Source organism: Pedobacter sp. KH_004, assembly GCF_057840755.1.
On the sequence record NZ_CM174519.1, the window covers coordinates 2,205,808 to 2,218,255 of the forward strand.

General features: G+C 37.7%; 12 protein-coding genes. 5 read left to right on the forward strand and 7 right to left on the reverse strand.

Annotated features, from left to right (window positions below):
* The 4 genes from AC3ITD_RS09350 to AC3ITD_RS09365 form a co-directional block, all read right to left on the reverse strand.
* Complete coding sequence (locus AC3ITD_RS09350) at nt 1–2,778, reverse strand: TonB-dependent receptor (protein WP_489365933.1); 2,778 nt, start codon at nt 2,776–2,778, stop codon at nt 1–3.
* A 261-nt stretch (nt 2,779–3,039) separates the two neighbouring features.
* Nucleotides 3,040–4,644, reverse strand: coding sequence for a tetratricopeptide repeat protein (locus AC3ITD_RS09355; protein ID WP_489365935.1), 1,605 nt, complete (start codon nt 4,642–4,644; stop codon nt 3,040–3,042).
* A 251-nt stretch (nt 4,645–4,895) separates the two neighbouring features.
* Nucleotides 4,896–5,327, reverse strand: a complete 432-nt coding sequence (locus tag AC3ITD_RS09360; RefSeq protein ID WP_489365938.1) for a hypothetical protein — start codon at nt 5,325–5,327, stop codon at nt 4,896–4,898.
* Between the two features lie 74 nt (nt 5,328–5,401).
* On the reverse strand, nt 5,402–5,983 hold the full coding sequence (locus AC3ITD_RS09365) for a hypothetical protein (RefSeq protein WP_489365940.1): 582 nt from the start codon (nt 5,981–5,983) through the stop codon (nt 5,402–5,404).
* Between the two features lie 269 nt (nt 5,984–6,252).
* On the opposite strand from AC3ITD_RS09365, the gene AC3ITD_RS09370 reads away from it, so the two are divergent.
* Together AC3ITD_RS09370 and AC3ITD_RS09375 are read left to right on the forward strand one after the other, a co-directional pair.
* On the forward strand, nt 6,253–7,227 hold the full coding sequence (locus tag AC3ITD_RS09370; protein ID WP_489365942.1) for a Gfo/Idh/MocA family protein: 975 nt from the start codon (nt 6,253–6,255) through the stop codon (nt 7,225–7,227).
* A 133-nt stretch (nt 7,228–7,360) separates the two neighbouring features.
* Nucleotides 7,361–7,711: a hypothetical protein gene (locus tag AC3ITD_RS09375; protein ID WP_489365944.1), complete on the forward strand. Its 351-nt coding sequence runs from the start codon at nt 7,361–7,363 to the stop codon at nt 7,709–7,711.
* Here the strand turns inward: AC3ITD_RS09375 and AC3ITD_RS09380 are convergent, their stop codons facing one another.
* Nucleotides 7,712–8,230: a very short patch repair endonuclease gene (locus tag AC3ITD_RS09380; protein WP_489365946.1), complete on the reverse strand. Its 519-nt coding sequence runs from the start codon at nt 8,228–8,230 to the stop codon at nt 7,712–7,714.
* 76 nt (nt 8,231–8,306) lie between these two features.
* Between AC3ITD_RS09380 and AC3ITD_RS09385 the strand changes: the two genes are divergently transcribed.
* The gene (locus AC3ITD_RS09385) at nt 8,307–8,816 is read left to right on the forward strand and encodes a PPC domain-containing DNA-binding protein (protein ID WP_489365948.1); all 510 of its coding nucleotides are present in this window, start codon (nt 8,307–8,309) and stop codon (nt 8,814–8,816) included.
* Nucleotides 8,817–8,884: 68 nt separating this feature from the next.
* Nucleotides 8,885–9,532, forward strand: coding sequence for a phosphatase PAP2 family protein (locus AC3ITD_RS09390; protein WP_489365950.1), 648 nt, complete (start codon nt 8,885–8,887; stop codon nt 9,530–9,532).
* On the opposite strand, the gene AC3ITD_RS09395 is transcribed toward AC3ITD_RS09390, so the two are convergent.
* Nucleotides 9,529–10,137 (reverse strand): Crp/Fnr family transcriptional regulator, encoded by a 609-nt coding sequence (locus tag AC3ITD_RS09395; protein WP_489365952.1) that lies wholly within the window; start codon nt 10,135–10,137, stop codon nt 9,529–9,531. The two genes, AC3ITD_RS09390 and AC3ITD_RS09395, sit on opposite strands and share 4 nt — an antisense overlap.
* A gap of 206 nt (nt 10,138–10,343) precedes the next feature.
* Here AC3ITD_RS09395 and AC3ITD_RS09400 point away from each other — a divergent pair, with 206 nt between their 5' ends.
* Complete coding sequence (locus AC3ITD_RS09400; protein WP_489366654.1) at nt 10,344–11,006, forward strand: HAD family hydrolase; 663 nt, start codon at nt 10,344–10,346, stop codon at nt 11,004–11,006.
* 46 nt (nt 11,007–11,052) lie between these two features.
* Here AC3ITD_RS09400 and AC3ITD_RS09405 read toward each other — a convergent pair whose 3' ends face one another.
* On the reverse strand, nt 11,053–12,228 hold the full coding sequence (locus tag AC3ITD_RS09405) for an aldose epimerase family protein (protein WP_489365954.1): 1,176 nt from the start codon (nt 12,226–12,228) through the stop codon (nt 11,053–11,055).
* Nucleotides 12,229–12,448 lie beyond the last annotated feature (220 nt).

The following is a 12,448-nucleotide window of genomic DNA, read 5'->3' on the forward strand; positions in this document are numbered from 1 at the left end:
TTAATTAAACTTGTATCTAAAGCCGATCAGATAATTCTGTCCGTAATAATCACTTCTCACCAAAGTGTTTCCATTCTTTACCAAATTTTCATTGATCTTGTTATTCTCAGGATTGGTTCCTTTGATAAATAGCTTCGTTGGTGTATTTAAGATATTGTTTGCCTTTACGAAAACACTAATGCCGCTTTTAAATCTTTTCTCGGCCGAAGCATCCATCTGAATGAAGCCTTTTTGCCATAAATCATTGTTTAAAAATTGAGAAACCGTGTTAATCCGCGGACCTGTGTAAGCTCCGGCAATCTGCGCATCCCAGCCTTTTTTGGTATCCTTAAATAGTAAAGAAGCATTGGCAATATGTTCAGATTGCCCATATAGTGGACGTTTCTGGTCAACCGAAAGTGCCTGTATATCGCCAGTAGTAGGGTTGATGGTTCTGGTTGTTTTTGGTGTGGTAATGCTTGAATGGGTATAAGTGTAATTTGCCTTTACCCCTATTTTACTGAAGTATTTGATATAATCTACCTCTGCTCCATAGTTTTTAGCGGTTCCAAAATTGCCAGGAGTGTAATAAATGTCCTGTCCACGAACAGCATCTGCCCGGAAGGTATATTCAATCGGGTTTTTTATCCGTTTGTAGAATGCTCCTACAAGTAATTGTTCTGATGCACCCGGAAAAAGTTCGTAACGTAAGTCAAAGTTATCGGCAAGCGCACGTTGTAAATCAGGGTTTCCACGTTCCTGAAATTCCTCGTTTACTACTTTGCCTGGCACAATTTCGTAAAAGCCTGGGCGATTAAGCGCTTTATAATATGAAGCATGCAACTGTGCCTTATCTGTTAAGAAATATTTAGCTGTTAAGCTAGGCAACACATCTGTATAAACCTGTTGCCCTTTTGGAAAAGTCTCGCCGGCAGGGAAAAGCAGATTATAGCCTTGATTAGTGTGTTCTACCCTTGCACCTCCAGTAACTTCTAACTTAGCGGCTGTATACTTAAACATGCCATAACCTGCTGAAATTTTTTCGGTTGCATCATAAGTAAGTGGATTGGCCACAGCACCTGTTGGGTTGCTGACCACTAAATTAAGCTCGGTGTAGTTTTGATAATCAACACCGTAAACCTTACTTGCATCGGCAGCATTTGGGGCCAAAGTGTAATTATTGAAAAAGCTACTTCTCTGTTTGTCCCGGTATAAACCACCAGCCATAACTTCTAATTTGTCAGCACCGATATCAAAACGGTAGCCTAAGTCCAGGTATCCTGCTAAATCCTCGTCGGTATTGCGTTCCCATCTGCGATTTACAGGCGAGGTATTCACCAAACTCAAACGGCGGCTCTGGAAATTTTGCTGTATGCCGTTTAAACTGATACTGGTATTTTCCGGTACATCATTTTTTGCAGACGAATAAACCGCTGACCATTGCACTTTAAATTTCTCATCAAAAAATTTATGGTCGCCGTGAAGTGTACTGTTATAAATTTGTTGCTCGGTTAAACGGCTACGGGTATTGTAAACCAGTTCGGCATTTCCTACAGTTGGATTGTAAACACCATTATAGGTTGTGGTCACTGCATCTCTAAGCTGCTGGTTTTTCAAATTAACGTACACATTGTAAAGACTTAACTGGTGATTTTTGTTGAAAACATAGTCGACTTTTCCATGTAAACCGGTGCGTTGCTGCTGTTCTGAGAATTCTCTGTAGCTTTTATTGGTAATCACTGCAAAGGCGTCGGTCCCGTTTACGGCTGTATTATAAAAAGTGCTGTTGCTTCCGCGGTAGGTATTTTGATAACTTCCAGCCAGTACCACACCCAGCTTATTGTCTAAAAATCTCTGGCTTAACGATAGGCTACCAATTAAATTAGGTGCCGGGTTTTTGTATTTATAATCCAGTGTAGCCTTTGTAAAATCGTTTTGGGTAGCGTTATAATTTTTTCCGTTCAATTCATATGGAGATTTATAATTGATATCTGATGAATTAAAGCTGGCAAATTTTCTGTCGATAAATAGTTGGCTATAGCCAGATGAAACGTTGGCATTCAATTGAAATTTACCAGGTGCGTTTTTCATCACCATGTTAATACCGCCACCAATTGCATCTCCTTCTAGGTTTGGGGTTAAGGTTTTGTAAATCTCCAAACGATCAAGCAAATCTGAAGGAAACAAATCAAGAGGCACATAACGGTATTTATTGTCCGGACTTGGAATCTTCACGCCATTTACCAAAGTGTAGTTATACCGCTTGTCCATCCCGCGAAGGATGGCATACTGCCCATCTCCATTACTGTTCCGTTCAATGGAAACGCCAGAAACCCGTTGCATCACATTCGCCACTGTTAAATCAGGCGAGATCTCAATTGCTCTACCAGAAACAATATTCATGATCTGAGTTGCGTTCTTTTCTAATCTACGGGCGCCCTGATCGGTAGAACTAACTACATTGGATTTAATGGTCACATCGTCAAGGGCTTTTGAATCGCTTTCCATATAGAACTTCAAATGCTCATTATCTTCTTTCTCCACCATAATTGTTTTCGTGATGGTTTGATAGGTGATGTAACTGACGCTAATTTTAGCCGAACCCGTTACCATGCCTTTAAACTCAAATGTTCCATCCAAACCGGTGTTGGTTACGCGTCTTGGGTTTTCAAGCACTACTGTGGCACCAACTATCGCTTCTCCGGTTTGCTTATCATAAACGTGCCCTTTTATTTTAGTTGCCTGAGCGGTGCCGGCACAAATAAGGAGTAAAAACAGAATTCGTAAAAGTTTATTCATTTGTTTGGTCAAGTGTTTTTATTCTTGACGGAGCAAAGGTGTGTACACACTTCGATACAGAAAAACTTTCGGGGTTACATAAAGGCAACACCGTTAACAAGAGCGTATATAAAAAAGCAACAAAATAACATAAATAACTGTTAATCAGATACATAATACTAACCCAAAACGCCGTTATGCTTTTATTACCGTTACATTAACAAATTGTTAAGCAGAGAAAATCACCTAAAAAACAAAATTTTCAGACCATTGATGTAACGATTAAAGCGCCTGGATAAATGCCGATAAATTATCGCCCTGCGCCAGACTTAGTTTTTTTCTCAACCGATATCTCGAAACTCGTAAGCTATCGGTGGAAATACCCAGTAAGCTGGCTACATCAGCCGAATCCAGATTCATTCTCAGCAAGGCAATTAAACGCATATCGGCTGAAGTAAGTTCATGGCTAAACTTTTTTAAGTTTTCCAGAAACTGATGATGAACCTGCTCAAAAGCTACCGTAAATTCCTTCCAGTTTCTTTCATGATTGAAGCTTTGGTTAATTTCAGTCAGGATCTGGTTCATCTGTTTTTTCTGATCTCGTTTATCGTCTTTTACCATCGTCTGCAAGGTATTGCGAAGGTTATCGAGGAACTGATTATTTTTTATCAGGTTTAGAGTATGCGTAGATAGCTCCCTGCTTTTCACTTCCAGTTGCTGTTTTAAATTTTGCTCTTCCAGCTGAAGATTTTTAAGTTCAAGGCTGGTCAAATCGTGCTCAATTTGATTTTGCCTGGCTAGCATTTTCTGATCTTTTAATTTAAAGCGTTGCCTGCTAAAAATAACAAATCCAAGTACAATAAGTAACAGTATGACTACCGTTGCAGAAAAAGCAAGGATACGGTTGATCTTTTTATCAGCCTGCAATTGATTAATCTCATCCGATTTTTTATTGATATCATAAAGCACCTGTAAAAAAGCAACTTGTTTGGCACCATCTTCCGAATATAGGTCCAAAGTGTGCTTATAACCTAACTGAATGTAGTGGTAAGCGCTGTCCATTTGGTTTAACAACTCATACGCTTTGCCCATATCCCTGCAGCAAGAAGCCAGCTGATAAGCATTCCGCAACTTGCCGGCAAGTTGCATCGCCAACCTGGTTTCCACAATACTTTCCTTATATCGCCCGGTTTTGCGCAGGATATCTCCTAAGTTGTTAATCACTTCGATACTGCCCAATTCATTTCGATCCTGCTGATACAAACTGAGCGACTTTTTAAAGTGGCTACCAGCCAGATCATATTTTTCCAGGTCTTCATAAATGCTACCCAGATTTTCGTAAATCTTCGCAGAACCGCTGATGTCATTTGTCTTTTCAATGATTTTTAGTGCCAGTTTCTGGTAGATAAATGCGCTATCAAAGTTCCTACGCTTTTCATAAAGCTGGCCAATATGGCCATATACCGTTGCCTGACCTTTAGCATAATGCTGCTTTCTATAAATATTCAGCGCCAAGGTGTAATTCTTCATGGCTTTTTCTGGCTGCTTAAGATAATAATACAAGATACCCATATCACTCAGGTTATCTGCAAGTGATAAAGGTTTATTGTTGGTATTGAAGATTTTCTCTGCTTTTAAAAAGAAGTCCAATGCTTGCCGAAAATGCCCTTGTCGATAACATATCCTGCCCATTTGTTGTAAGCACTCTCCTTCCAAGATTACATCATGCTGCTCGATGGATTCAGCATATCTCTTTTTGAGTTCGGCAAGCGATTCAATTGGTTTTTGAGGAATGGTATCTCGGATGCTGTCGAATCCTACATCTTGCCCAAAAGCACCCAGCGAAAAACAGAGTAACAGGAGGAAGGTAGAAAAATAAATTTTCATGCTGATTGATTTTTCGACAAAGAACGATCAGCTGTGTTAAATTAAGATTAATAAGGAAAAGAAAATATGATTAAATGGAGCGATATTCGCTGTGAATATTGGAATCTGGTATCCAATCTACGAATATTGTTGTTGCCTGAGATAGATAGTTTACAATTGATGGAATCGCCGTAGAATTATTTTTTTTTAATGATTTATTGGCGCACTGCAGGTTAGTATCAAAGCAGCCAATAAATCATCATGTGCTTTTACTAATTTCGTCGTGCCTGCGCAACGATGTCTTGTGCTATTTTAGTTCCATATTGCTCAAACTTCACTTTATCTTCAGCATTCATTTTGATTTTTAAAGCCGCTATTTTCTCTTTCCATGGTGCAAATTTCTGAGCCATTTCTTTCCCTATCTGTTTCATTTTAGCCTGATCTCCATTAGCCAGCTTTGCTTTCTGCTGTGCTTCTTTCATGCCCTCTTTGAAATAAGTAAACCATTCTTGTGCTTCCATTTGAATTTCAGGTGAAGAAAATGTTGGCATGCCTTTCATCGCTTCATCTACATCTACTTTATTCGCCTCCAGTTCGGTGTTTGGGTTTTTTGGAGCGCTCTGCGGAGCTTTTTTATCATTATTACAAGCGCTTAATGCAACTACAGTGGCGAGCGAAAGAAAAATTTTGTTTACTGTTTTCATAATAAATAATCGATTAAAAGTTAGTATTTATGTTGATGAGTTGTGTGTGCTCAAGCTAAATCTGAGGCTAAAATCTACTTCTTTGAATTAAACTTCTCGTATTTCGCAATGCATTGTTCCTGATAGTCGAAATTAATGGCGTCGCCGAACGTCTCTAAATAAGTTTTCGGATAGGTAATTTCAGAATTTATCAATGTTGTTAATGTTTTACCTTTTACCTCTCTTTTAATCACTCCAACATATTTGTTGGTTAACAAATTGATGCTAGACTCAAAAAGCCCTTCATTGGGATGGTCTCTGCCGAGCACATCATCCGTTCTACGCATTTGCACCAGCTGCATTTTTTTAGCCGTTTTGCTATATAAAAAAACGCTGATGAAACCTGAACGGTCATAGTTGTTCCAAAATTCAAATCCGTTTCTGGTAGCCACCAAGGTATTACCAAAATTTAGGTAGTCAATAGGTTTGCTGATTACTATTTTATATTGCTGAGTTGATAACCGCAAAACCAATGCTTTCCGGTCACCATCAATACGGATAGTGTCTTTCTTTAAGTCACCATCAAAATCCTTCACAATTTTTCGGGTGCTTTGCGCAAAAACGGTCAATGTTAAAAACGTCGACAAAAACAAAAGAGCGTATTTCAGTTTTTTCATTAGCTACATAGATCTTGATTAAAGATGGAGATTATTATTTTCCATTTACGGAATGATTGGTATTTGACGTGTTTGGTTTATCATTCGATGCATATGGTATAATATTCGCGTCCAACTTTCTTCTTCGAGTGAACGAACCATACTCATAATTCCATTAATCAACCTAACCGTTAATGGGATTTTTACCCCTATTGATTTTCTTTATAAAATCATCTACATACATCAATTGACCTTAAATCCTTATCTTCATCCCAAATCATTCTTACAATATGAAACACATTAAATGGGGCATTATTGGTTGTGGCGATGTGACAGAAGTAAAAAGCGGACCTGCTTTTAATAAAGTTCCGAAGTCATCGCTGGTTGCGGTAATGCGAAGAGATGCCATAAAGGCTGCAGATTATGCCAAGCGGCATGGTGTAGCCAAATGGTACGACAATGCAACGGATTTAATTAACGACCCCGAAGTAGATGCCGTGTATATTGCTACTCCCCCACTTCAACATGAGGAATACACCATTCAGGCGCTTGCAGCTGGAAAACCTGTTTATGTAGAAAAACCAATGGCTATAAATGCGGAGGCCGCTAAAAGAATGGCTGCCGCTGCTGATCAATATGGCGTAAAATTAACCGTAGCACATTACCGTAGAGAACAGCCGCTCTTCTTAAAAATTAGATCTTTGTTAGCAGAGCATTCCATCGGTGATATCCGCTTTGTTAATTTGAAAATGCTACAACCTAAAAACAACGATTTAATTGCAAAGGCAGAAGACAATTGGCGCCTGAATCCTGCTGTTGCAGGAGGTGGATTATTCCATGATTTAGCGCCGCACCAACTCGACTTAATGCTTTACTATTTTGGCAACACCAAAAGTTTTCATGGCATTTCAGTTAATCAGTCTGGAGAAGAAAACGTAGATGATTTGGTTACCGGGCATATTTTATTCGAAAACGACATTGTATTTACTGGCGTTTGGTGTTTTACGGTTGCCAACGGAGCGAACGAAGACATCTGCGAAATTTATGGATCAAAAGGAAAGATAAGCTTCCCAATGTTTGGGCATGAGATAAATTTGACCATCAACGAAAAAACAGAAACACTGAAATTCGAAGCGCTTCAACATGTAGAGCAACCCATGATCGAAAAAGTCGTATCCTATTTTCTCGATCAAGCAGAAAACCCATGCAGTGCCCAAGAAGCCATCAAAACAATGGAACTGTTAGACGGATTTACATCGAAATAAAAATGAGCCATCGCCGTATCGATAGTATATCGCGGTATTTACACAAACACATTGTTTTATAAGCTGCCGATATTTAACTTTGTGCTACCAAACAGCTGCTAAAAGCTTGTTGCCACCCAATCATCCATCTATTATGAAAAAGTTATCTCTTATTTTATTCATCTGCATCACTGCTTACAAAGCAAAAAGCCAAACCTTAATTTTAGCTAAAGATGCAGCACAATATGTGGGTAAAAGTGTCAGCGTGTGTGATTCTGTGTACGGAACAAAAGCATTGGAAAAGTTAAGCCTGATAAATCTTGGCGGTGCTTACCCTAAAGAGCTGTTAACTATTGTGGTTAATAAAGAAGACCAAGCCAAATTTACTTCTGAACCGGCTTCGATGTTTATGGGCAACAATATCTGTGTAACGGGTGTGGTTACCGAATTTAAGGGCAAGTATCAAATCGTTGTTACTGAACCCAAGCAAATTGTTGTGAAGTAATTAATCAATGATAATGGGAATCACAGCCAATTTTGCAGCTTCAATAAATAAGGCGATTTGATTAATGCAAAGCAATAACTTTTCTTTAACCTCATGCTCCCAAAAGCGCATCACCGTATAACCTTTTGCGCTGAGCAGTTCGTTTACTTCTTGATCCCGTTGTATATTTCGTTCGATTTTTGGAATCCAAAACCCTTTATTGGTTTTAATTGCAGCTTTTCTATTCTCCCAATCGAAGCCATGCCAAAAATCACCATCAACAAAAATGGCCAATCGATATTTATTAATCACTATATCGGGCTTACCAGGAAAACTTTTGGGATGAATGCGAAAGCGGATGTGTTTTGCCCAAAGCGCTTTACGTAACAACAATTCTGGCAGGCTATTTTTCGCACCAATTTTCGCCATATTTTTGCTTCTGCCCGGCGTGGTGTAAAAACCTGCACTTTCTTCAAAGCGAGGAACTTTTATCGCTTCTTTATTGTTGTATGGCTTCCTATCCATAACTAATAAACTCATTTTTATAGGGTATTGTTTACTACAGCCGCTGCAAACAATCTCTTTACAGCATGTGTTTCTAATAAAATTCAGTTCCATGAAAAAGTTTATCTATTCATTCTTATCACTTATACTTGCAATAAGTACAAGCACTTTCGCTCAAGAACCGCAACAGGATACTACAAAACGATATATCAAAACGCCTACAGGATTTTTTATGGTGCTGCGCCAGGGTGATGATGTATTGGCACAATTGGAAAATTTTGCCCTCAAAGAAAACATCCCAAGTGCAAGTTATTCGGGAATGGGTTTCGTAAATGCGAAATTTGGTTTCTTCAACTTCAAAACGAAGGCATATGAGCCTAAAGAATTTGAGAGTGTAGAATTGGCAAACATGAGTGGCTCCATAGCCTGGCAAAATGGTAAACCTTCACTACATACTCATGGAACGGTAACTGGAAAAGATTTTAAAGCCTATGGCGGGCATTTGCTTTCTGCCACAGTAGGAACCGGATCGGTAGAAATAACTATCACTGTACACCAACAGAAATTAGAAAGAGTAAAAGAAGAAACCCTGGGTGCTAATGTTTTAAACCTGAGTAATTAACTTTTTGCATAAAAAATGTTTGGCAATCATTGGAAAATGATAGTTTTGAAACATTCAACCAATCTTAAATGCAATTAAAACGTAATACAGGTCTTATCATCTTATTTCTATTGATTCTAGCTTTCACCATTTTAAGTATTTTTATTGATCATAACCCCATATTGCCATTTGATACCCGGGCTTCTTTACTTATCCAGCAGTACCAAGCAGATTGGCTGGATAAGGTAATGCTCGCTATCAGCTTTTTTGGCGAATTGCCCTGGTCTTTGTTATCTGTTCTGGTGGTTGCGGCTATTTTCTACTGGCAAAAATATAAACGTGAAGGCTTGTATATTGCCTCTATTTTAGTGTCGGGGCTGATTATTCTGGCGATCAAAAATCTGATCAACCGCCCAAGGCCTACTGCATTCTATGTTCGTTTAGTGGAGGTAAATAGGTTTCAAAGTTACCCGAGTGGGCATGTGCTGTCTTACGTGCTATTTTTTGGTTTTCTGATTTTTTTGATGGACCGCCTGACTACTATTCCGAAAACTACTCGGAACGTTGTCACTTATCTTTCTGCATTTCTGATGATCTTTATTGCACCCTCGAGGATATATTTAGGTGCACATTGGTTTACTGATACATTAGGTGGATTTTTACTAGGCTTAATATGCCTGTTCCCATTGTGCTACTTCTATCTTAAAAAGGAAAACACAAATATAGACTCGAATTAGGCAGCTGATTCCAATTTTTCTTTTTTCCTTATCCTACTTAATGTTTCTATTCGCATTCCTAAATAGGTAGCTAAAAATTTGACTGGTATTCGGTTTTTCAGTCTTGGATTACCGAGCCTAAACTTATTGTATCTTACTTCTGCAGACGGTATTCTGCATAAAATAGAGCGCTCTTGCGACATGTTGAAATGAAGCGCAAGTAGCTTTCTTGCCAAAATATTCATTTCGGGATATTTCTTGTAAAGTGCATCGATAAAAGAATATTCTAAAACTAATAATTCAGAATTTTCTAGTGCTTGAAACTGTTCCTCATAAACGGATTGAGCCACTCCAGGATTACGAACGTGGCCTACTATGTTATTTTCATCAGTTATTACAGTAGTGATATCTTTTCCATTATCTAAAATAAATCCTCTAACAATACCTTTTAGGACAATAAAAATGCATTCCTCGCCAGTATTATTTATACTCGGAATCAGCTCATTTTTTTTGACAATAATTTGAAAGGTTTTTTTTCGAGCCAATGCAATTACCTTCTTACTAAGGGGATGAAGGCTATTTAAAAATTCAATTAAGCGCTCGCCGTCATCTTTAATATGGCTCATAAAAACAAAATTTAGAGTTAGGGGTAATTCTACTGCAATGTATTATTTGTAAGTAGATTTTCCAAACAAAATATGATGGCTTAAACTATTTTTAAGTAGATATTCTTGAAGATGAACATTTTGGAAAATTTTAATTCTTCCGTCAAAATCCAATGATTAAATTAATTTAACGCATTCCTTAAAATTTCTGATAATTTTACGGCATGATGAATCAAAAACCAAAGGCTTTTCTTTTCGACTTAAATGGCACTATGATAAATGACATGGAATTTCATAACCATGCATGGCATTCCATCCTAACAAAAGATTTGGGAGCGAGTATTACTTTCGAGGCTGTTAAGAAAGAGATGTATGGCAAAAATCAAGATCTTTTGGAGCGGGTTTTTGGGGTTGGTCACTTTTCGCAAGAACAAATCGACCAAATATCAATCGAAAAAGAACACCGTTATCAAGCCGCATACAAAAAACATTTAACATTGATTTCTGGCTTAGATCAGTTTTTAGAAAAGGCAAAAGAATCAGGAATATTGATGGCCATTGGCTCGGCAGCAATACCCTTTAACATTAATTTTGTGTTGGATAATTTGAATGTTCGATCGTATTTCTCAGCCATTGTGAGTGCAGAAGATGTTGAAAATAGCAAACCAGATCCAGAAACGTTTAGCAAATGCGCTGCGCTTTTAGGCGTCGCTGCTGAAGAATGTGTAGTTTTTGAAGATGCACCAAAAGGTGTAGAAGCTGCACAAAATGCAGGAATGAGTTGTGTGGTTTTGACCACAATGCATACCGCCGATGAATTTTCGGCATACAACAACATCATCGCGTATGTAGAAGATTATAATGATCCTGCTTTGCAGGATTTATTTTAAACAAAAAGAACTGCTTAATCGCAGTTCTTTTTGTTAGGTCTAATCATTAATTTGAAAATTTATAAATAGAACTCGTTTTGTAAACTTGCCCGGGTTTTAACACTGTTGAGGGAAAGCCTGGCTGATTTGGAGAATCAGGAAAATGTTGCGTTTCCATACAAAAGGCGGTTCTAAAATCGTCTTTACTTCCTCCTTTAAATTTATTTTTGCTTTGCATAAAATTACCACTGTAAAATTGTAACCCAGGTTCTTGCGTGTAAACATCCATTACAATTCCAGATTTATCGCCTTTTACACTTGCAGCCTGGAACATATTCATAGCCTCTGTTTTGTTGAGCACATAATTGTGGTCATATCCTTTGCCAAAAGTTAACTGCTCATTATTATCCTTAATTTTTGCACCAATTTTAGTGGCCGTAGTAAAATCAAATGGGGTATTTTTAACTTTTTCAATTTTCCCGGTCGGAATTAGTGTAGAATCAACAGGTGTATATTCATCGGCAAATATCTTAACCTCATGATTTAAAATATCACCACTCCCCTCACCATTTAAATTAAAAAATGCATGATTCGTTAAATTTAATACGGTAGTTTTATCGGTACTAGCCTGATAGTCCATCTTCAGTTCATTATCATCCGTTAAGGTATAAGTTACCGTTACTTTTAGGTTTCCAGGGAAATTTTCCTCACCATCTTTTGATAAATAATCGAACTGAATGGTGTGTTCGTTAATTTGCTTAGCGTCCCAAACTACATCCTGGTAACCCTTTTTACCGCCATGCAAAGTGTTTTGCCCGTTGTTCGTAAATAACTGATATTGTTTCCCATCCAAAGTAAATTTCCCTTTGGCTATTCTATTGCCAAATCGACCGATAGTGGCACCAAAATAGGGTTCGGTGGAGTTTTGATAGTCCGAAACACTCTTAAATCCTACCACTACGTCGACAATTTTTTTATCCTTATCAGGCATTAATAAACTCACTAGCCGCCCGCCATAATTGGTAAAAACAGCTTCTGCTTGGTTTTTGTTTTTTAAGGTATAAAGACCTGTCCTTTTACCATCAATTTCTTTTTGAAAAGAATCTGCAACTAATTTTACAACAGTAATTGAATCAGTAGTTTGTGTATTTTCTTTGCTGGATTTTCCGCTTTCAGACTGGCAGGAAGCTAAACCTAGTATAGAAAGAAAACATAGACCTGTATAAGATTTTATTTTCATCATTTATTAATATTGGGTTAGATAATGGGCTAATAGAAGCTTAATTAATATTTCTTTTATTACAAATAAAACGATTTAGATCTATATAGTGTGATCGTTTTTTGTATCTATTGTGATATAGAAAGAAGAAACATAATTCCCCTTTTAATGAAACCTGGTTTGTTTGCGAAACTTAATTATAAATTAAACTTAGATTCTGTTTATTATTGCCAATAACTTTAAA

Coding starts and splice junctions, on each gene's coding strand:
- AC3ITD_RS09350 (WP_489365933.1), bottom strand. CDS start 2,778: ATGAATAAACTTTTACGAATTCTGTTTTTACTCCTTATTTGTGCCGGC.
- AC3ITD_RS09355 (WP_489365935.1), bottom strand. CDS start 4,644: ATGAAAATTTATTTTTCTACCTTCCTCCTGTTACTCTGTTTTTCGCTG.
- AC3ITD_RS09360 (WP_489365938.1), bottom strand. CDS start 5,327: ATGAAAACAGTAAACAAAATTTTTCTTTCGCTCGCCACTGTAGTTGCA.
- AC3ITD_RS09365 (WP_489365940.1), bottom strand. CDS start 5,983: ATGAAAAAACTGAAATACGCTCTTTTGTTTTTGTCGACGTTTTTAACA.
- AC3ITD_RS09370 (WP_489365942.1), top strand. CDS start 6,253: ATGAAACACATTAAATGGGGCATTATTGGTTGTGGCGATGTGACAGAA.
- AC3ITD_RS09375 (WP_489365944.1), top strand. CDS start 7,361: ATGAAAAAGTTATCTCTTATTTTATTCATCTGCATCACTGCTTACAAA.
- AC3ITD_RS09380 (WP_489365946.1), bottom strand. CDS start 8,230: ATGAGTTTATTAGTTATGGATAGGAAGCCATACAACAATAAAGAAGCG.
- AC3ITD_RS09385 (WP_489365948.1), top strand. CDS start 8,307: ATGAAAAAGTTTATCTATTCATTCTTATCACTTATACTTGCAATAAGT.
- AC3ITD_RS09390 (WP_489365950.1), top strand. CDS start 8,885: ATGCAATTAAAACGTAATACAGGTCTTATCATCTTATTTCTATTGATT.
- AC3ITD_RS09395 (WP_489365952.1), bottom strand. CDS start 10,137: ATGAGCCATATTAAAGATGACGGCGAGCGCTTAATTGAATTTTTAAAT.
- AC3ITD_RS09400 (WP_489366654.1), top strand. CDS start 10,344: ATGAATCAAAAACCAAAGGCTTTTCTTTTCGACTTAAATGGCACTATG.
- AC3ITD_RS09405 (WP_489365954.1), bottom strand. CDS start 12,228: ATGATGAAAATAAAATCTTATACAGGTCTATGTTTTCTTTCTATACTA.